General features: G+C 38.1%; 19 protein-coding genes, 1 rRNA gene and 1 riboswitch. Of the genes, 10 read left to right on the plus strand and 10 right to left on the minus strand.

The window, feature by feature from the left end; all coding sequences use genetic code 11:
* Positions 1-199 (minus strand): 16S ribosomal RNA (locus LJC66_RS24870); the annotation flags it as partial.
* 353 nt (positions 200-552) lie between these two features.
* Here LJC66_RS24870 and LJC66_RS24875 point away from each other — a divergent pair.
* The 3 genes from LJC66_RS24875 (at position 553) to LJC66_RS24885 (ending at position 3,376) form a co-directional block, all read left to right on the plus strand.
* Positions 553-747, plus strand: coding sequence for a hypothetical protein (locus LJC66_RS24875; protein ID WP_028412596.1), 195 nt, complete (start codon positions 553-555; stop codon positions 745-747).
* Between the two features lie 245 nt (positions 748-992).
* Positions 993-2,579: an AMP-binding protein gene (locus LJC66_RS24880; protein WP_230933744.1), complete on the plus strand. Its 1,587-nt coding sequence runs from the start codon at positions 993-995 to the stop codon at positions 2,577-2,579.
* A gap of 119 nt (positions 2,580-2,698) precedes the next feature.
* Positions 2,699-3,376 carry an MgtC/SapB family protein gene (locus LJC66_RS24885; protein WP_013059577.1) on the plus strand — a complete coding sequence of 226 codons (678 nt, stop codon included), beginning with the start codon at positions 2,699-2,701 and terminating at the stop codon, positions 3,374-3,376.
* A 26-nt stretch (positions 3,377-3,402) separates the two neighbouring features.
* On the opposite strand, the gene LJC66_RS24890 is transcribed toward LJC66_RS24885, so the two are convergent.
* From LJC66_RS24890 to LJC66_RS24920, 7 genes are all read right to left on the minus strand, one after another.
* Positions 3,403-4,011, minus strand: coding sequence for an NAD(P)-binding protein (locus LJC66_RS24890; RefSeq protein WP_028409576.1), 609 nt, complete (start codon positions 4,009-4,011; stop codon positions 3,403-3,405).
* Entirely contained in the window at positions 3,992-4,759 is a 768-nt protein-coding gene (locus LJC66_RS24895; protein WP_230933745.1) for a sirohydrochlorin chelatase, read from the minus strand. The genes LJC66_RS24890 and LJC66_RS24895 overlap by 20 nt, the downstream gene beginning before the upstream one ends.
* A 13-nt stretch (positions 4,760-4,772) precedes the next feature.
* A complete protein-coding gene (cobA, locus tag LJC66_RS24900) occupies positions 4,773-5,552 on the minus strand; it encodes a uroporphyrinogen-III C-methyltransferase (RefSeq protein ID WP_013059580.1) in 780 nt (259 codons plus the stop codon).
* A gap of 91 nt (positions 5,553-5,643) precedes the next feature.
* Positions 5,644-6,243 (minus strand): adenylyl-sulfate kinase, encoded by a 600-nt coding sequence (gene cysC / locus LJC66_RS24905; protein ID WP_014457932.1) that lies wholly within the window; start codon positions 6,241-6,243, stop codon positions 5,644-5,646.
* 12 nt (positions 6,244-6,255) lie between these two features.
* Positions 6,256-7,407: a sulfate adenylyltransferase gene (sat, locus tag LJC66_RS24910; protein WP_025752727.1), complete on the minus strand. Its 1,152-nt coding sequence runs from the start codon at positions 7,405-7,407 to the stop codon at positions 6,256-6,258.
* A gap of 52 nt (positions 7,408-7,459) precedes the next feature.
* Positions 7,460-8,539, minus strand: a complete 1,080-nt coding sequence (locus LJC66_RS24915) for a sulfate permease (RefSeq protein WP_028409579.1) — start codon at positions 8,537-8,539, stop codon at positions 7,460-7,462.
* A gap of 19 nt (positions 8,540-8,558) precedes the next feature.
* On the minus strand, positions 8,559-9,272 hold the full coding sequence (locus tag LJC66_RS24920; RefSeq protein ID WP_050688981.1) for a phosphoadenylyl-sulfate reductase: 714 nt from the start codon (positions 9,270-9,272) through the stop codon (positions 8,559-8,561).
* Between the two features lie 254 nt (positions 9,273-9,526).
* A riboswitch (SAM riboswitch) is annotated at positions 9,527-9,629 on the minus strand.
* 312 nt (positions 9,630-9,941) lie between these two features.
* Here LJC66_RS24920 and cdaS point away from each other — a divergent pair.
* The 3 genes from cdaS (at position 9,942) to LJC66_RS24935 (ending at position 11,905) form a co-directional block, all read left to right on the plus strand.
* Positions 9,942-10,568 (plus strand): sporulation-specific diadenylate cyclase CdaS, encoded by a 627-nt coding sequence (gene cdaS, locus LJC66_RS24925; RefSeq protein ID WP_050688980.1) that lies wholly within the window; start codon positions 9,942-9,944, stop codon positions 10,566-10,568.
* 97 nt (positions 10,569-10,665) lie between these two features.
* On the plus strand, positions 10,666-11,049 hold the full coding sequence (locus LJC66_RS24930) for a VOC family protein (protein ID WP_013085297.1): 384 nt from the start codon (positions 10,666-10,668) through the stop codon (positions 11,047-11,049).
* 67 nt (positions 11,050-11,116) lie between these two features.
* Positions 11,117-11,905, plus strand: coding sequence for a potassium channel family protein (locus LJC66_RS24935; protein ID WP_028409582.1), 789 nt, complete (start codon positions 11,117-11,119; stop codon positions 11,903-11,905).
* Positions 11,906-11,914: 9 nt separating this feature from the next.
* On the opposite strand, the gene LJC66_RS24940 is transcribed toward LJC66_RS24935, so the two are convergent.
* Both LJC66_RS24940 and LJC66_RS24945 read right to left on the minus strand, forming a co-directional pair.
* Positions 11,915-12,319 (minus strand): YugN-like family protein, encoded by a 405-nt coding sequence (locus tag LJC66_RS24940; protein ID WP_016765797.1) that lies wholly within the window; start codon positions 12,317-12,319, stop codon positions 11,915-11,917.
* A gap of 100 nt (positions 12,320-12,419) precedes the next feature.
* Positions 12,420-13,769 (minus strand): glucose-6-phosphate isomerase, encoded by a 1,350-nt coding sequence (locus LJC66_RS24945; RefSeq protein ID WP_230933746.1) that lies wholly within the window; start codon positions 13,767-13,769, stop codon positions 12,420-12,422.
* A 709-nt stretch (positions 13,770-14,478) separates the two neighbouring features.
* Here LJC66_RS24945 and LJC66_RS24950 point away from each other — a divergent pair.
* Genes LJC66_RS24950 through LJC66_RS24965 form a run of 4 tightly spaced genes read left to right on the plus strand, consistent with a single transcriptional unit; the run spans position 14,479 to position 19,118 of the window.
* Complete coding sequence (locus LJC66_RS24950; protein ID WP_098967070.1) at positions 14,479-16,884, plus strand: Na+/H+ antiporter subunit A; 2,406 nt, start codon at positions 14,479-14,481, stop codon at positions 16,882-16,884.
* Positions 16,881-17,303, plus strand: a complete 423-nt coding sequence (locus LJC66_RS24955) for a Na(+)/H(+) antiporter subunit B (protein WP_013085301.1) — start codon at positions 16,881-16,883, stop codon at positions 17,301-17,303. Before LJC66_RS24950 ends, LJC66_RS24955 begins: the two co-directional genes overlap by 4 nt.
* Entirely contained in the window at positions 17,303-17,644 is a 342-nt protein-coding gene (locus tag LJC66_RS24960) for a Na(+)/H(+) antiporter subunit C (RefSeq protein WP_013059592.1), read from the plus strand. Before LJC66_RS24955 ends, LJC66_RS24960 begins: the two co-directional genes overlap by 1 nt.
* Positions 17,634-19,118 (plus strand): Na+/H+ antiporter subunit D, encoded by a 1,485-nt coding sequence (locus tag LJC66_RS24965; RefSeq protein WP_230933747.1) that lies wholly within the window; start codon positions 17,634-17,636, stop codon positions 19,116-19,118. Before LJC66_RS24960 ends, LJC66_RS24965 begins: the two co-directional genes overlap by 11 nt.
* Positions 19,119-19,122 lie beyond the last annotated feature (4 nt).

Consider the following 19,122-nt stretch of genomic DNA (forward strand, 5'->3'; position numbering starts at 1 on the left):
CCCATGAAGGAGAAGATCCTATCCGGTATTAGCTTCGGTTTCCCGAAGTTATCCCAGTCTTACAGGCAGGTTGCCCACGTGTTACTCACCCGTCCGCCGCTAACGTCATAGAAGCAAGCTTCTAATCAGTTCGCTCGACTTGCATGTATTAGGCACGCCGCCAGCGTTCATCCTGAGCCAGGATCAAACTCTCCGAAGAAATGTTTGACTTGCTCAATTAAAAAATAAAAATTAACGTTGACGTTTGTCGCTTTGTTCAGTTTTCAAAGTTCAACCGCCGCTCTTAAGCGACTTTACCATCATAACAAGTTGCAAGCTAGTTGTCAACAAGTTTTTTTATTTGTTTATCACTTCGATGTTTGCTTTAGCAGTTCATCTTAGCGACATTTAATAATATACCACGCCTTCTTTTATTGTGCAATAGTTTTTCGATATATTTTTAAAAACTATTTTCTTGTACGTGAAACGTTAGTCAATTAATAGATACTAGCATATCTAGAGCCACACTAGCATAATGTCTATTAAATCATTATCCGCCAAGGAGGCGTTCACTTGGATACCTTAATTGCAGCTGCACTCTATTTGTCCTTTTGTATGTCTATTCTCTTAATTTCACTTGCTTATTGGGAATCAATTCAAATCTCTAATAAAGAAGGAAGAGTCAACGGCCTTTCATTTATTTCACTTTCAACATTCAGCATGATTTTTTGTTTGTTTACTTCATATTTTTATACCATTCTTTATTAATATGATGTTACGTTGTCTTCTTAATAAAAAGGAGACATTTCTTTATTTTATTACAATATTCGCATTCGGTATACTTACTTATTGAAATCAATACGATAAATTCAGTTACTCCCCTTCTTCATACGTACAGTGGACAATGAAGGAATTTGTCGAATGATTTTTTGGAACACTTTCTTTAAATTTGATAAACTACTTTTAGAAAACGCTTTCATATACACTTTAACATTATTCAAGGAGGAAACCAAATGAAACCATTGCTTGAATTAACGGTTGGAGAACTTTTAAAAGAAAGTACAAAAAAGTTTGGGCATCAAGAAGCGGTTATTTACTCTGAACAAAATATTCGCTATACGTACGCGGAATTTTATCAAGAAACCTCTCGAGTTGCAAAGGCACTTCTAGCCACCGGTCTCAAAAAAGGCGACCATATCGCTATCTGGGCTACCAACGTGCCGGAATGGTTACTTCTTCAATTCGCAGCAGCTAGAATAGGCGCTGTTTTGGTTACCCTTAATACAAGTTATCAATCCTCTGAATTAGAGTATGTATTGAGTCATTCTGATACAACAGCGCTATTTTTCATTGATGAATTTAAAAGCACTTCTTATACATCTATCATCACCGGTATTGAACATAATCTTCCCAAACTAAAACATCTTATAAACTTAAGTGGATCAAGCGAACATACATCTTGGAACGGGTTTTTAATGAGTAGCTTAATGGTATCGGATGAGGTTCTCGATAAGCATGAACAATCCCTACATATCCATGATGTTATCAATATGCAATATACTTCCGGAACGACAGGCTTTCCAAAAGGAGTTATGCTAAGTCACCATAATATAGTAAACAACGGCTTTTTAGTTGCTCAGTCTATGAAACTGACTAACGAAGACCGCTTATGCATCCCAGTTCCTTTCTTTCATTGCTTTGGATGTGTGCTGGGCGTTCTAGCATGCGTATCTGTAGGTGCTACTATGCTACCGATTATTGAATTTCAACCTGCCTCTGTTTTACGCACCGTAGAGAAAGAAAAATGTACAGCTCTTCACGGTGTACCCACTATGTTTATTGCGGAATTAAATGCACTTGAGTTTGATCAATATGATTTATCTACTCTTCGCACAGGAATCATGGCTGGTTCTAATTGTCCAGCAGAAGTAATGAAGCGAGTCATACATGACATGGGCATCAACGAAATTACCATCGCCTATGGTCAAACCGAAACATCTCCTGTAATCACCCAAACAACCCCAACTGATTCTATCGAGCGGCGAGTACAAACGGTTGGCAAGGTTCATAATCATGTACAGATTCAAATTATTAATCCAGTTACAGGTAAACCAGCTTCTTTCGGAGAACAAGGAGAACTTTGTGCAAAAGGATATTTAACAATGAAAGGATATTACAAAATGCCGGAAGAAACAGAAAAAACAATTGTAGAAGGTTGGCTACATACAGGAGATTTAGCTACCATTGATAAAGATGGCTATGTAAAAATTACAGGACGTCTAAAAGATATGATTATTAGAGGCGGAGAAAATATTTACCCAAGAGAAATTGAAGAGTTTTTATATAAAATACCCGAGGTAGAAGATGTGCAAATTATCGGTGTTCCTGATCCAAAGTATGGAGAACGAGTTGCTGCATGCATTAAACTCAAGCAACATTCTTTGCTTACCGCTCAAGAAATCCAAGACTTTTGCAAAGGTAAGCTTGCTCATTTCAAAATTCCGGAACATATTTATTTTATAGACGACTTTCCCATGACGGCATCCGGCAAGATTCAAAAATATAAATTAAAAGAAAAGATCGTAGCTCTTTATAAATAATCAGATTTTTTTGAATTTAACCTGTCATTATGAAGAAAAGTTTACTATACTGATACATATCTGTTTTTCTTCTTTCATACAGATATAAACAACAATGTTTATTGAAATAGGTGAAAATAATGGAAAATGAAATGTTGCTCAAATTAGGTATTTCCGCTGTACTTGGTCTTATTATTGGAATTGAAAGGGAACTAAAACGAAAGCCTGTTGGTTTAAAAACATCTCTCGTAATTTCCATTATTAGCTGTTTACTCACGATTGTTTCGATTGAGTCTTCTCAAATTTTTAATAAAGGTGATCATATCACAATGGACCCGCTTCGTCTGGCAGCGCAAATTGTTTCTGGAATTGGTTTTTTAGGGGCGGGCGTCATTTTACGAAAAGAAAATGACAGCATCTCAGGGCTTACAACAGCGGCTATTATCTGGGGAGCAGCAGGTATAGGCATTGCTGTAGGTGCAGGGTTTTATCCTGAAGCTATTACCGGAGTTGTACTGCTCATTATCAGCGTTGAACTTCTTCCCTTCCTTATTACTATTTTGGGGCCTAGGCAACTGCGCGAGAAAGAGCTTATTCTTCAACTCAAGCTGGCGGATAAGCACAATATCTTTGATACAACTAATAGCATTAGAGAAAAGAATATTACAATTAAAAATATTCGAATCAAAGATTTAGACACCAATGAATTGTATATACGAATGAAAGTGTCAGTTAATAACCAGCGCCCTACTACAGAAGTGTATTACGAAATTCAAAAAATCAGCGGTATTCGAAGCATTGAAGTTGAAAATGTATAAATAAAAAACGGCCAACTGGCCGTTTTTTATTTGTATTTTTTAATCTGTTGTAAAAATTCCCGCTGTTTTACTAGAGACAGCCGGTATTGATCATCGATAATTTCTGTTAATAACTCATGTTTACGGCTCTTTGACACATTCAATCTGTGGATAAGAACTCTGCATTCATACAAAAACTGTGTATACTGTGTGTAACTCTCATCATAACTTGAGGATAAGTCTTCTTTGATTCGTTTTGTCAACAAAGGACTAGCGCCATCTGTGGATATTGCTAGCGATAATCTCCCTCTAGAAAACTGTGCAGGAATTTGAATATTTCCATCGGAAAAACTGCTGGCCATATTAACCAACTGATCATTTTTAATATGCTGCTTAACAAACTTATTCACAGCTTGATCATTTGTAGCCACAACAATTAAAAAGACATTAAGTAAGTCTTCTTCTCCCACTTTTTTTCTTTTTACACGCAGCTGATCTTTAGCTTCCCATTCATTTATTTCAGCTGAAACAGTTGGAGCAACCACTGTAATGGCTGCTCCTTCTTGTAAAAAACCTTTAATTCTACGAGTTGCGATTGTTCCGCCCCCAACTACTAAGACCGAACGACCCTTTAAATCAAGCATAACGGTATACATCGTATTGATTTCCTTTGCTCGATAATAACGTTTTTACTTGGTGATTTAAAATGTGTGCAAGTCCATCATGATAACCTAGGTAGTTGGCTAAGATAAACTGCTGGGCATCTGTTGATAGCTGCTCCAATTCTTCCTTAATTTCGTTCATTAAAATACCGGTAAACAAAAGGTACGGAAGAACGAATACTTGCTTATACGAAGTTCGTTTAGCAAGGTGCAGGCCTTCTTTTAAATTAGGAGAAGCTGCAGCTAAATAGCATGTGCTCACTTCTTTAAAAGCACCTTTGCCTTTTAGCAGTTGAGCTATTTCGTTAAAATCTTTTTTTACAGCAGGATCACTGCTTCCTCTGCCGACCAACAATACCATCGAATCTTCATGCTTATCCACATTGGTTTCATTGATTCTCTCTAGCAAGATATCAACAATTCGTTCGTCCACGCCGAACGGTTCTCCGTACAGCACTTCTACCTGGGGATAACGTTCATATACTTTGTGTATTTCTTCAGGTATATCATGCTTTGCATGCGCAGCTGTTAATAACAGAAGGGGCACAATTGCAATACGGGTAGCACCTTGTTCAATACACGCTTCAAATCCTTGTTCAATAGTGGGGGAAGCTAGTTCTAGGAAACAAACTTCTTGAATCGGTACATCTAGATTTTTTTTACATCTTTCAATAAAAGCAACTGCCTGATCAGCGCCTTCTTTTACGCGGCTGCCATGGCAAACATATAAAACTGCATCCATATAATCAACCTCTTTAGTAAGCTTCTTGTGCAAACGAATAGTAATGCTGTCCAGTCTTCTCAAACCAATTTAATCGGTCATGAAAATTCACAACTTCACCAACGATAATCATACTTGGATTTTCAATTTGTTCTTCTTTAACAATATCAACAATTGTACCAAGAGTTCCAGTTACAGTGCGCTGGTCCGCACATGTTCCCCAGTGAATCAATGCAATTGGCGTAGCTGAAGTTTTTCCGTGTTTCATTAACTGTTGGCAAATGTACGGTAAGTTCCGCACCCCCATGTAAATTGCAAGAGTATCTACACCTTTGGCTAGGCTATCCCATTTGATTGCATCATGCTCGCTATCTTTACGATGGCCTGCTACAAAAGCAAAGCTTGCGCTGTATTCCCGGTGAGTGACAGGGATTCCTGCATAAGCAGCAGCTGCGATGCCTGATGTAATTCCTGGAACAATTTCAAATGAAATGCCCTGCTGCACGAGAGCTTCTGCTTCTTCCCCTCCGCGTCCGAAAACAAATGGATCTCCGCCTTTTAAGCGCGTTACAATTTTTCCTTTTTTAGCGAATTTCACTAAAAAGTTGTTAATTGTTTCTTGCTTGAGGGTATGATAGTTCGGAAGCTTTCCACAGTAAATGATATCTGCATCACTTTTAGCATACTCCAGCAGGTCCTTATTCACTAAACGATCATATAAGATAACATCTGCTTGCTGAATTGCTTTCAGCCCTTTTAATGTAATTAAATCTGGATCCCCCGGTCCTGCACCGACTAGATATACTTTCCCCATGAATGCCTTTCACCCTTCCATCATTTCCACGTCTCCGCAGCGCTCCCACATTTTAATTTGAATTAGAACAGCGGACAAAGTCCGCTGTCATTTAGATAAATTTTCGGTTAGCTAAATATTCAATAACAGTTTGTACACATTCTTCTACAGACTGTGTGCTTGTATTAATTGTTAATTCAGGGTTAGCCGGCGACTCATACGGAGAATCAATTCCTGTAAAATCACGGATTTCTCCGCTTCTTGCTTTTTTGTAAAGCCCTTTTGGATCTCTTTTTTCACATTCTTCTAACGGACACTCCACGTATACTTCCAAAAATTCATTCCCCTCTAAGATCTCACGCACTTGAGCGCGGTCCTCTTGGAATGGAGAGATAAATGCTGTTAGTACCACTTGACCGCTGTCTACAAATAGCTTAGAAACCTCACCGATACGGCGAATATTTTCTGTACGATCTTCAGCAGAAAACCCTAGATTCTTATTTAAGCCGAAACGAACATTGTCACCATCTAATACATAGTTGCGAATATTTTTATCAAAAAGCGCCTTTGCCACTGCGTTTGCTACGGTAGATTTACCTGAACCCGAAAGACCTGTAAACCATAATACAAAACTGTGATGATTATTTTGCTCGCGTCTTTCCTCTTTTGTAATTCCAGCATCATGCCACGTAATGTTTGTTGATTTGCTCACTTCAACCGCTCCTTATTTTGAAGATACTTTTTGTTTTGCTAATCCTTTAATTAACACTTCAATTACTTCTTTACGGCTGAATGTGCTTGGTGGCACTTCTCCGTTACGAAGCATTTCACGTACCTTTGTTCCAGATAAAATCATATGATCTTCCTTGCTGTGAGGGCATGTTTTCGTTGATGCCATCGATTCACACTTCTTGCAGTAGAAGCTGTGTTCAAAGAATAAAGGTGTAATTCCTAATTCATCTGCTGTAAAGTTACTGAAGATTTTCTGTGCATCATATGTTCCGTAGTAGTCACCAACACCAGCGTGATCACGGCCTACAATGAAATGCGTGCATCCAAAGTTTTTTCGAACCATTGCATGAAAAATCGCTTCTCTAGGTCCAGCATAACGCATCGCAGCAGGGAAAACTGCTAAAGCTACACGATCGCTAGGATAATAGTTCTCTAAAAGTACTTCATAACTTTCCATACGGATATCTGCTGGGATATCATCTGACTTTGTTTCTCCTACAAGAGGATTTAAGAACAGGCCGTCTACAATTTCTAATGCCGTTTTTTGAATATATTCGTGCGCACGGTGAACAGGGTTACGAGTTTGGAATCCAACAACCGTTTTCCAACCGCGTTCTTCAAATGCTGCTCTTGTTTCAGTTGGATCTAGGTAATACTTTTCAAAACGCGTTTTAGGTGTACGTTCTACAAGTACGATTGGACCTGCTACGTATACATTTGGGCGTTCCATCATTTTTTTCACGCCAGGATGAGCAAGTTCTGCTGTGCGGTACACATTTTCCGCTTCTTTTTCTTTATTAGGCGTATATACTTCAGAAACTTCTAAAACACCATACGTTACGCCGTTTTGAACAAGCTTTACTTTGTCGCCAATGTTTAATTCTTTAGCTTGCTCTTCTGTTACAGGAAGAGTGATAGGAATACTCCATACTGTTCCATCTGCTAAACGCATATTTTCAACAACTGATTGATAATCTTTTTCTCCTAAAAACCCTGTAATTGGGCTGTAAGCACCAATTCCAATTAGTTCTAAATCACTTAGAGCCATGTTATCTACTTCGATTTCTTTTGTTAGTGACGTGTAGTCATATGTTGGTTGATATAAATTAATTAATTCTCCACCGTGTGCTTGAATTGTTGTCATTTTGTAAAATCCTCCTTAAATAATTAACACAATATAATAAAAAGCACTTGAATCACGCAGTCATTTTTTCTTTTTCCGACTGCAAGTTTGCTCTTTTTCTTCTAGTCGCTCTAGCTAAGCTTAGAACACCTGCTGTGGCAATGCAGCCGCTAGCTAACACCACAAATGAATATAAGTCGCTTTCAAGTACTAATTTCACAAGAACATATGAGATTACGAGTGAAAATACGGGGGATACCACCCAAACCTTTAACATTTGAATGACCACTTCACGCTGTTCTTTCGTGAATCCCGTTTTCGCTGCTCCTATTCCAATAATAGAAGACGTAGTGACCTGTGTAAGCGGTACTGGCAAACCAAAAAGTGAAGCTGCTGTAACAAGAGAAGCACCAGTACCCGAGATAATGCACCCTTCTCCTACAGAATAGCGAGTAATTTTTTTCCCGTTTGTTTCAATAACTCGGCCTCCTAGTAAAAGAGCTCCGAGCGCCACAGCCAATCCTCCTGCTATGACACCCGTTGTGGCATCCATTAATCCAGCTCCTACTAGAGGACCGACAGCATTTGCCACGTTATTCATTCCAGCTGAGAAGGCTTCAAAGAATCCCGTGGCTATAACTAAAATCGTTAAAACTCTTTTCCACTTTCCCTCTGCTTCTTTTTTATGCGCTCTGCGTTTTATCACTTTTCCAATCAAAAAAGCAATGACAAATGAAACCAGCGGAACAATAATCCAAAAAGACATGACAACTAAAAGTTTTTCCACATACAGAGATTGATAAGCTACTCCTACTCCAACAACTGAACCAACCGTTACTTCACTTGTTGATAGAGGGATACCAATTAAATTCGCGAAAAAGAGTGACAGCGTTGCAGCAGCCAGAATGATAATAACTAATTCTACTGACAGCAATTTTTCAGGTATGATACCTGAACTGATGGTTTTTACCACCTCGCCGCCTCCGATAATGGCTCCGAGCACAATACCTACAGCACAGATGAACAAGGCTACTCTTCGCTTTTTAATCGCACCGGAGCCGTATGAAACGCCCATAGCTGCTGCTGCACCGCTTGCCCCAATATTCATTGCAAAAAAAAGCGCAATGATAAAGGCAACATATAAAAGCATCATTTATTCAGCTCTTTCGTATTTAAGATTCGTGTAATCCGCATTCAACTTTTTGTGTACCTGCCCATCTTCCTGAACGTAAATCGTCTACGTTGTAGGCAGGTGCGGTACAAGGCTCACAGCCGATGCTTGGGTAGCCTTGATCATGAAGTTTGTTATATGGTAACTCATGCTTATACACATAGCGCCAAACTTCTTTCCAAGACCAATGAATTAACGGGCAGACTTTAACTTTCTTGAATTTCTCATCTTTATTAAAATAATTCGTGTTGGCACGAGATTCAGACTGCTCGCGTCTCAAACCAGAAATCCACGCATCATAAGGAGCAAGTGATTCCCTTAACGGGATGATTTTTCGAATTTGACAGCATAGGTTAGGCTGACTCTTCCAAAGCTCATCTCCATGTTTCTCAGCTTGTTCTGCAAGAGTTAAATCCGGTTTTTTTATATGAATACGCAAATCAGGAAAGCGTTCTTTAATTGCATCAATCACTTCATATGTTTCTTTAAAATGAACGCCCGTATCTAAAAAGACAATTTCAGCATCTTTTTTCACTTTTGAAATTAAATCAATTAACACGATCCCTTCAATACCAAAGCTTGATGCGTAAATAATTGAATCTCCGTAGGTATCATACGCCCACTGCAATGCTGAAAGGGCTCCTTTTGTTTCATCTTCACTGTCGAACTCTGGAAATGTATCACTCCAGTTTTCGTACGTATATAAGTCTGCCATTTTCTTCACTCCAATTCTCAGTTATCCGCGTTATCCAATAAAAAAAGACGGTTTTACCCACTAGAATTGGATAAAACCGCCTCTAGTGTGTCTAGTCAGCGAAACTATTTAATTCTTACTTTGCTTCGACGTGCTCAAAGATTTGTTTTAAGTCGGGGGTTACAGTCATTGATGTCCCTCCTTAAATTATCGCTTGCGCTATATCAAAATAAAAAGTCTTCCATATTGAAAGACTGGGTAGGCAATAAATTTTCACCTTATCTTTCAAAATGATACACACTTTGCTGGAATTAGCACCTTGCTAAGCAGGTTGCCGGGGTTCAGCGGGCCAGATCCCTCCACCACTCTTGATAAGCATTTTTTAAAAATTTTAGCATATTTAGAATATTTGTCAACATTAAAAATCATATATCCGATAAGAAAACTATACTTTAAATTCACAGAAATATCTATACTTTTATTTAAAACAACATATGTAAATTTAAACCAAATGTGAACATATCAGTTTATAAAACGCTTTCTTTTCCCTCAACTTTTTATATTCTCTTCCTAAATAAAACACAACACCTCTCTATAAAATTAATAAGGGATTTATAAGCTTTACGGATAATTCACCCACATTAGCACACATTACAGATAACACTGACTGACAGATAGGAGCTATATAAGATGGAGAGACAATCCTTTCAATTAGACGATACAATTAAAAATAATGTACGAACATATTTACAGCAAATTTCAACTGAAGCCTCTAATTTAATCAAACATTTAGATACGAGTGATCATTGTATCCTATGTGATTTTGAGGAGATGAGGAGGTTATTTCAAGATGTTCAAGCTACGGCCGCCTCTTATTACTTGCGTCATTATCTATCGCCTTATACATTTGAATATGCTGCTCTGTCCTTAGCTATTCATAACCTTTCTGAGAAACGTCACGGCGCTTTAATTGTCATTGAACGGGAACAAAATGTAGACCCTCTTATTCAAAAGGGAATGCCTATTCAAGCTCCTGTCAGCGCTACGCTAGTTGAGACACTGTTCTACCCAGGGACCCCCTTACATGACGGAGCCGTCCTAATTAGAAATAATCAGCTTATCTCAGCTGCTAATGTTTTACCTCTCTCGTCTATTATTTCAACGACCAAAAAATTGGGAACACGTCACCGTGCAGCCATTGGAATGTCGGAAAAATCGGATGCACTAATTTTAGTTGTATCTGAAGAAACAGGCAAAATTTCGTTTGCTCTTGATGGAAGCCTCTACCCTATTCACTCCAGCAAAAATATGATTTAAGAGCCCTTTCCTGATAAGCAGCCCTATCTTGACTTCTATATCCTTTCTCTTTAATATATTTCATAGTTTTTACATACTATAGATACGGGTGATGCATATGACAATTTTAAAATTTGAACATGTAGGCGTTCAAGTAAAGGATATAGAAGAATCTATTGAGTTCTATACGCAAAAAGTGGGATTAGAGCTCATCGAAACACTACCACATACCGATCCGTCTTTGAAGCTAGCTTTTCTAGGTTTAGAAGGCAATGTAATCGTAGAGTTAATTCAAGGGTATAACTCAAGCTTACCTAACGAAGGTAAAGTTCATCATTTTGCGCTGGCGGTAGACGGAATTGAAGAGGAGTTTGAGCGTTTAAAATCAGCAGGCGTTTCATTTGTGGAAGAAAACATTGTAACTTTGCCAAATGGAGCAAGATACTTATTTTTCTACGGTCCAGACAAAGAATGGATTGAATATTACGAAGTAAAAAGATAAAGATATCTTATACCTTCAGTGAAAAATGGTCATACTGTGGCTATGACTAATTACTGGAGGTTTTTTTATGATGGAATGGCTATTATTTCGACTTTTCCGTCGTTCTATTTTAGTGCGGCTTCTTTTTATTATCGGCTGCCTTGTTCTACTTTTTGGCATGCTTATACATTTCCTAGAGCCGCAAACGTTTGGGAATGTATTTGAAGGAATTTGGTGGGTTATTATTACAATCTCTACTATAGGGTACGGTGATTTTGCTCCGACCACTACGATTGGAAGGTTAGCTGCAATTATTTTAGTCCTGATCGGAACAGGATTTATTACCACTTATTTTGTTACGCTTTCTAAAATTGCTGTTTCCGCTGAGAGCGCTTATTTGGAAGGGAATTTAAAATTTTATGGAAAAGATCACTTCATCGTTGTTGGGTGGAATGAGCGCGCCAAACTCGTGTTAGAGTCTTATCGCGACGCATTTCATAAAGAAGACATTGTTCTTATCGACGACTCTCTGACTAAAAATCCCATGATTTGTGATCGCGTTCATTTTATTAAAGGAAGTCCTTCTCATTATGAAGTATTAGAACTTGCCAACGCTCGGTACGCAAAAAAAGTGCTGATTACTGCCGATCAGCATAAGACAGAAGAATATGCAGACATGAATACGATTGTTACGTTAGTCGCTCTGCAAGGATTGAATCCTTCTATTTACAGCATCGTTGAACTGTTAACAAAAAAGCATATTCAAAATGCACAAAATTTGGGTGTGAATGAAATGATTAAAACAAATGAGTTGATTAGTCAAGTCATGTACGAACATATTTTTGTGAAAAAATTAGAGAGTTTAAAAAAAGAATAGTTCCTTCAATTACTGAAGCAGCGCATCTTCTGCCTCTCTAATTAGCTCTTCTCCTAAGCTGATATACTTTTCTGGAAATGAAGCGTCTGCGTCTTGGGGTTCTGCAAACTGATTAAATGAAGCACTCACATTTCCATTGTGAACATCGTCATCTAGACCAATTTGATATTTATGTGAAAGTAAAAATGGCGTGCCAATCTGTACGGTTGTTCCTTTAGAATCCAGTTCTCCGTTCGTAGCTGTAAACGGGATACGTAAAAACTGATAGCCGACTTCATCATTCATCTTATAGTCGAATGAACCATGGTCATAATCCCAATTCCCTCCAATGTTATACCCAAGCGGCTTAAGCGTTTTTTCTAATTCGTAAAGCTTGAATAATGTTCCCTCTAATCTTGAAGATAATTCAATCATGTTATCCCTCCTCTGTTTTAACATGTCCTTTTTCCAGCGTTTTATCCTTTATCTCAAAAGCAAAAAAGTTCACCTTCTAACAAGAAGGTGAACTTTTTATTTATTTCAAACGCTTTTCTAATTCTGCTTTTTTCTCTTCAAAACCAGGTTTTCCAAGAAGAGCAAACATATTTACTTTGTATGCTTCTACTCCCGGCTGATCGAATGGGTTTACGCCTAATAAATAGCCGCTGATTGCACATGCTTTTTCGAAGAAATATACAACATATCCGAACGTATACTCATCTAGCGCAGGAATGTTCACAACTAAGTTTGGAACGCCTCCATCTGTGTGAGCAAGCATTGTACCTTGGAACGCTTTTTTATTTACAAAGTCAACTGTTTCACCAGCTAAGTAATTTAATCCATCTAAGTCCGCTGCATCTTCTTCAATTGTGAGCTCATGACGAGAATCTTGAACTTGTACAATTGTTTCAAAAATATCACGACGACCTTCTTGTACATATTGACCTAAAGAATGAAGATCCGTTGAGAAGTTAGCAGATGAAGGGTAGATACCTTTTTGGTCTTTTCCTTCACTTTCGCCAAATAACTGTTTCCACCACTCAGCAAAGTATTGAAGAGCTGGCTCATAGTTAATCAACATTTCAATTGTTTTTCCTTTATTATAAAGCACATTACGAGCTACAGCATATTGATAAGCTGGGTTCTCTTCTAGCTCTGATGATGAGAATGCTTCTTGAGCATCAGCTGCCCCTTTCATCATTTGTTCGATATCAAGACCCGCAGCGGCAATTGGTAATAAGCCAACCGCAGTTAATACTGAATAACGGCCGCCTACATCATCTGGAATAACAAATGTTTCATAGCCTTCTTCGTCCGCTAATGTTTTTAATGCGCCGCGCGCTTTATCTGTTGTTGCATAAATACGCTTGCGTGCTTCTTCTTTGCCATATTTCTCTTCTAATAATTTACGGAAGATACGGAAAGCAATCGCCGGTTCTGTTGTTGTACCAGATTTTGAAATAACATTAATAGAGAAATCTTTATCTTTTAAAACATCCATTAAGTCTTTCATGTATGTTGAGCTGATGTTGTTACCAGCAAAAATAACTTGCGGAGTTTTACGCTGTTCTTTTGATAATGTGTTATAGAATGAATGCTGAAGCATTTCAATAGCAGCACGAGCACCTAAGTAAGATCCTCCAATACCGATAACAATTAATATGTCTGAATCAGATTTAATTTTTTCTGCACTTTTTTGAATGCGTGCAAATTCTTCTTTGTCATACTCCGTAGGAAGGTCGACCCATCCTAAAAAGTCATTTCCAGCACCTGTTTTCTCATGAATTGAATGGTGAGCTACTTTCACGGCATCACGTAAGTATGTAAGTTCATGTTCACCAAAAAATGATAACGCGTTTGAATAATCAAAACGAACATGTGTCATAGTCTGTTCCTCCATTAAAATATCTTTATTTTTCACTTTATCGAAACTGCTAGCTGAATTCAAGTGAATCCACTTACAATTTGACACAATCATTATAGTTTGTTGAAACTGCAATCATTGTATGTACCCTTTTATTTAACGATAAATTCAGTTGTGAAGTCAACTAATGTTCTTTGATTACAGGACGTAATTCATGCACGATTACGCAAATAATAAGCAAATAAAAAACGACTAAAGAGTGATCTTCAATCGTTTTTTATTTGCTTATCGGGTGGGGTGTAATATAGTTCATTTCACCTATTTTCACATATTGTCTCGGTTTATAAGAGGCTTTTAAAAGGGAAGAGTCTATTGATATGGAATTTTCAGCTTGGTTTTTAGAAGTGAGTAGCATCCTGTTTTCTTCTTTCATTTCCAAGTGGTTATTCAGCACAAATCCGCTCATACATAATGCGGTAAAAATGAGAAAACTGATGGCTATTTGTTTCCTATACATTTCCATCACCTCACTCTTAGAGTGACAATTTCGAGTGATTTTTATACGTTCAAAAAATTTTTTTATGTTTTTTTTATGGATTTTGTGACGAGTTTCTATTTATTTAATAAGGTTTGAAAAATCCGCTGATACTAAGAAATAGCATGGATGCATGCATAATTAAATTATTATATAATCGGTTACAGAATTGAATATCACAAGGAGGTTTGTCTTTTGTCGTGGTTGCACTTGGTGATTTTATCGCCTTTTTTATTAGCTTTTTTTGTCCCCCTTCTGTATAGGAAATTCCAACGTATTCATACAGGGTGGTTCGTTTTACCTCTTCCACTTGTGTTGTTCATTTATTTCACACAATATATCAGTGGTGTTTCTAAGGGGGAAACATATCTACATTCAATGAAATGGATACCTAGTCTGGGCATTAACTTTGATGCCTATGTGGATGGACTTGGTCTTCTGTTTTCTCTATTAATCACCGGAATTGGGACACTTGTTATTCTTTACTCCATTTATTATCTTTCTAAGACAAAAGAAGCACTGCATTCGTTTTATGTCTATTTGCTTCTTTTTATGGGGTCGATGCTAGGAGTTGTATTATCAGACAACCTAATGAGCCTTTACAGCTTTTGGGAATTAACAAGCCTTTCATCTTTTTTATTGATTGGTTATTGGTATAAACGAGAGAAATCTCAATACGGAGCCTTAAAATCTATGCTCATTACCGTATTCGGAGGACTTTCCTTATTAGCAGGAATTGTGCTTTTATACGTCATGACAGGTACTTTCAGCATACGCGAAATTATCTCAAACGTAGATGTAGTCACATCAAGCCATCTATTCATTCCAGCTCTAGTCCTCATTTTATTAGGGGCCTTTACAAAATCTGCTCAGTTTCCTTTTCATATTTGGCTGCCAGATGCAATGGAAGCTCCAACCCCAGTGAGTGCATACCTTCATTCAGCCACAATGGTAAAAGCGGGAATTTATCTTTTAGCAAGACTTAGCCCTGTTTTTGCTATAAGCGCCACTTGGTTTTTTGCTATTTCAATCATAGGACTAATTACACTGTTTTGGGGCTCATTTTCAGCAGTAAAGCAACAAGACCTGAAAGGGATTTTAGCTTTTTCAACCATTAGTCAGCTCGGGATGATTATGTCACTTATAGGAGTAGGTAGCGCAGCTATTCACTATGATTTTTTAGACGATAATATCTACTTAGTAGCTCTTACTGCAGCGGTCTTCCATTTGATTAACCACGCTACCTTCAAAGGCAGCTTGTTTATGGTAGTAGGGATTGTCGATCATGAAACAGGCACGCGTGACATTAGAAAGTTAGGCGGGTTAATGAGCTTCATGCCTGTGACATTTACCATTGCTATCATCGGGGGATTTTCAATGGCGGGTCTTCCTCCCTTTAATGGATTCTTAAGTAAAGAGATGTTTTTTACAGGCATGGTAAACGTGACAAAAATGGATATGTATAGCATGCAGACGTGGGGAATTTTGTTGCCTATCATCGCTTGGTTAGGAAGTATTTTCACTTTCGTCTATAGTATGATTCTTGTCTTTAAAACCTTTACAGGCAAATACCAGCCCGAAAAACTAGAGAAGAAGCCGCATGAAGCACCAGTAGGCATGCTTATTTCACCTGTTATTTTAGCATCACTGGTTGTTATTTTCGGCTTTGCTCCTAATTTATTAGAATCAACCCTTATTGAGCCAACAATGGCCTCTATCGCACCTAGCCTGCTAGCTGAAGGTAAAGAATATCAAGTGCATATTAAATTTTGGCATGGCTTTACGCCAGAATTATTTATGACGCTAGGGGTCATCATATTTGGTATTTTATTATTTATGACGATTCAAAAGTGGTCAAAAATTTATACACGATTCCCTTCTTCTTTAACGCTTAATAACGGCTATAATTATGGAATTAAAGGGATGGAAAAAGGGTCAACACGTATCATGAAAACATTAATGACAGGATTTATTAGAGACTATCTTTTAATCATTTTTACTTTCATAGGCATTTTACTTCTCGTGACGCTCTTTTCTCAGAATGCCTTTGCGATTGATTTAAAAGATACTGCTTCTATAGGCGTTTATGAGGCCATATTAGCAGTCGTAATGGTTGCAGCTACTATTACAACTTTATTAGCAAAATCACGCCTCACAGCCATTATTTCGCTCGGAGTTGTCGGGTATACGCTCTCTTTATTTTTCGTACTATTCCGAGCTCCTGACTTAGCTTTGACTCAATTAGTTATTGAAACTGTATCGGTATCCCTGTTTTTACTATGTTTCTACTACTTGCCGGAGTTTCGGAAACGAAAAGTAAGGGTGAAGTTTCAGCTGCCAAACTTACTGGTTGCTCTTCTTGTAGGAACGACTGTTACACTGCTTGGCATATCAGCAAACAGTACGAAATTATTTGAATCGATTTCACATTACTTTATTGAAAACAGCTACGAAAAAGCAGGCGGCGAAAACATGGTGAACGTAATCCTTGTGGACTTTCGCGGATTTGATACACTATTTGAAATTACCGTACTTTGTATAGCAGCTCTTGCTATCTATGGCATGATTCGTCTTCGGTTAACAAAGGAGGAAGAAGAGTGAAAAAAAATGATTTGATACTACAAACCACAACGAAAGTAGTCACGTTCATTATTATCATTTTTGCCATTCATCTTTTCTTTGCAGGTCATTATACACCGGGAGGAGGGTTTGTTGGGGGACTTACTACCTCAGCAGCCCTTGTATTACTACTGCTGGCTTTCGATATAAAAACCGTATCAAAAGTCATCCCATTTGATTATAAGAAGGTCGCGGCTTCCGGACTGCTGCTAGCTATTTTAACGGGGCTTGGGTCATTTATTTTCAAAGTCCCATTTCTAACTCACACATATAGCTACTTTAACCTTCCCCTTCTCGGGAAAACATCTTTAGCTACCGTTGTACTGTTTGATTTAGGTGTATATCTAGTAGTTGTTGGTGTGACGATGACCATTATTCAAACGATTGGAGAGAGTGAATAGTGGAAATATTAATGTCCATAGTGGCAGGGATTCTATTCACTGCCGCTGTATATCTCATGTTATCGCGCAGTTTACTGCGAATTATTATTGGAACAGGCTTATTAAGCCACGGTGTTCACCTGTTAATTTTAACGATGGGCGGATTAAAAGGGGGGAGTGTTCCCCTTCTGGGAGAAAAGGCTTCTTCTTATACAGATCCTTTACCTCAAGCCCTCATTTTAACTGCCATTGTCATAAGCTTTGGCGTCACTTCTTTTTTCCTTGTACTAGCGTACAGGGCTTATCAAGAACTCGGAACAGACGATATGGACAAGTTAAGGGGAAATGAACATGACGAGTAATTTTGTAATCATCCCACTGCTTATCCCGTTTGTTGTAGGTGTTGTGCTCATTTTTTTCAAAGACAATATTAAACTTCAAAGGATAATCAGTGTTTTATCATTAATCACCACCACTGCTTTTGCTGCCTATTTAGTACAACTGGTTCAGTCAAAAGGTATTTTAACTCACGAGCTTGGGAACTGGAAGCCTCCTTTTGGAATTATTCTAGTAGCGGACATGTTCGCGTCCCTTCTCGTACTTACTGCTAGTGTGGTAACACTATGCTGCGTTCTTTTTGCCTTTCAAACAATTGGGGAAAAGCGTGAACGCTTTTACTTTTATTCATTTGTACAATTTTTATTAGTGGGCGTATTCGGTGCCTTTTTAACAGGTGATATCTTTAACTTATTTGTCTTTTTTGAAGTCATGCTTATGTCTTCGTACGCTCTTATTGTAATTGGCGGTACAAAAGCACAGCTTCGAGAGTCACTTAAGTATATTTTAGTCAATGTCATTTCATCCGCTTTGTTTGTCATTGCCGTTGCTTATTTATATGCCGTAACAGGAACTCTCAACATGGCGGACCTTTCACAGCGAATTGCTGAGGCGAACCAGCCGGGAATTTTAACAACTATTGGCATGCTTTTATTTATCGTCTTTGCCTTAAAAGCAGCTTTATTTCCAATGTATTTCTGGCTTCCAGGTTCATATAGTGCGCCTCCACCGGTTATTATCGGGTTGTTTGGTGCTTTGCTCACAAAAGTAGGCGTTTATTCGATTTTCAGGACTTTCACTTTACTGTTTTACCATCATCCTGAATTTACTCATCAAATTATCGGCTACGTTGCGCTTTTGACTATCGTTGTTGGTGCAGTAGGCGCCATTGCTTATTCGGATGTAAATAAAATCTTAATTTATAACATTATTATTGCTGTCGGAGTCATTGTCTACGGGGTGACCTTGACAACAAACGCAGGTTTTGAAGGAGCTATTTATTATTTAATTCACGACATGATTATTAAAGCAGCTCTATTCCTTCTTGCTGGAAGTATCGTTCGAATAACTGGAACAACAAAATTAAAGAAAATGGGTGGGTTAATTAAAGACTATCCGCTGCTTGGCTGGATGTTTTTTATCGCTACTATTTCGTTGGCAGGAATTCCTCCCCTAAGCGGCTTTATTGGAAAATTCCTTTTAGTTCAGGGCGGCTTAGAATCAGAGAGCTACACGTTTGTAGGAGTTTTACTAGTTTCAAGCCTGCTTGTTTTATATTCTGCCATTAAGATTTTCATGAGCTGCTTCTGGGGTGAACCTAAGCTTTCTTCTGAGCATGAAAAAGTATCCCTTAAAGGCATTCTATACCCATCTGCTATCTTACTTGCTGTTTCTGTCTTTTTGGGACTAGGTGCAGAAGCTGTTATTCCTTATGTGTCAACAGCCGCTCAAACGCTTATGGATCCTTCAATTTATATCCAATCGGTGTTAAAGGAGTAGATCT

This window comes from Priestia sp. TSO9 (assembly GCF_021029645.1).
Classification (GTDB): Bacteria; Bacillota; Bacilli; order Bacillales; family Bacillaceae_H; genus Priestia; species Priestia megaterium_E.

Bases quoted from the DNA above. Each gene is read 5' to 3' on its own strand.
- LJC66_RS24945 (WP_230933746.1), bottom strand. From the start codon at position 13,769: ATGACACATGTTCGTTTTGATTATTCAAACGCGTTATCATTTTTTGGT.
- LJC66_RS24915 (WP_028409579.1), bottom strand. From the start codon at position 8,539: ATGATGCTTTTATATGTTGCCTTTATCATTGCGCTTTTTTTTGCAATG.
- cobA (WP_013059580.1), bottom strand. From the start codon at position 5,552: ATGGGGAAAGTATATCTAGTCGGTGCAGGACCGGGGGATCCAGATTTA.
- LJC66_RS24930 (WP_013085297.1), top strand. From the start codon at position 10,666: ATGACAATTTTAAAATTTGAACATGTAGGCGTTCAAGTAAAGGATATA.
- LJC66_RS24895 (WP_230933745.1), bottom strand. From the start codon at position 4,759: ATGGATGCAGTTTTATATGTTTGCCATGGCAGCCGCGTAAAAGAAGGC.
- LJC66_RS24880 (WP_230933744.1), top strand. From the start codon at position 993: ATGAAACCATTGCTTGAATTAACGGTTGGAGAACTTTTAAAAGAAAGT.
- LJC66_RS24935 (WP_028409582.1), top strand. From the start codon at position 11,117: ATGATGGAATGGCTATTATTTCGACTTTTCCGTCGTTCTATTTTAGTG.
- LJC66_RS24920 (WP_050688981.1), bottom strand. From the start codon at position 9,272: ATGGCAGACTTATATACGTACGAAAACTGGAGTGATACATTTCCAGAG.
- cdaS (WP_050688980.1), top strand. From the start codon at position 9,942: ATGGAGAGACAATCCTTTCAATTAGACGATACAATTAAAAATAATGTA.
- LJC66_RS24965 (WP_230933747.1), top strand. From the start codon at position 17,634: ATGACGAGTAATTTTGTAATCATCCCACTGCTTATCCCGTTTGTTGTA.
- LJC66_RS24940 (WP_016765797.1), bottom strand. From the start codon at position 12,319: ATGATTGAATTATCTTCAAGATTAGAGGGAACATTATTCAAGCTTTAC.
- LJC66_RS24885 (WP_013059577.1), top strand. From the start codon at position 2,699: ATGGAAAATGAAATGTTGCTCAAATTAGGTATTTCCGCTGTACTTGGT.
- sat (WP_025752727.1), bottom strand. From the start codon at position 7,407: ATGACAACAATTCAAGCACACGGTGGAGAATTAATTAATTTATATCAA.
- LJC66_RS24890 (WP_028409576.1), bottom strand. From the start codon at position 4,011: ATGTATACCGTTATGCTTGATTTAAAGGGTCGTTCGGTCTTAGTAGTT.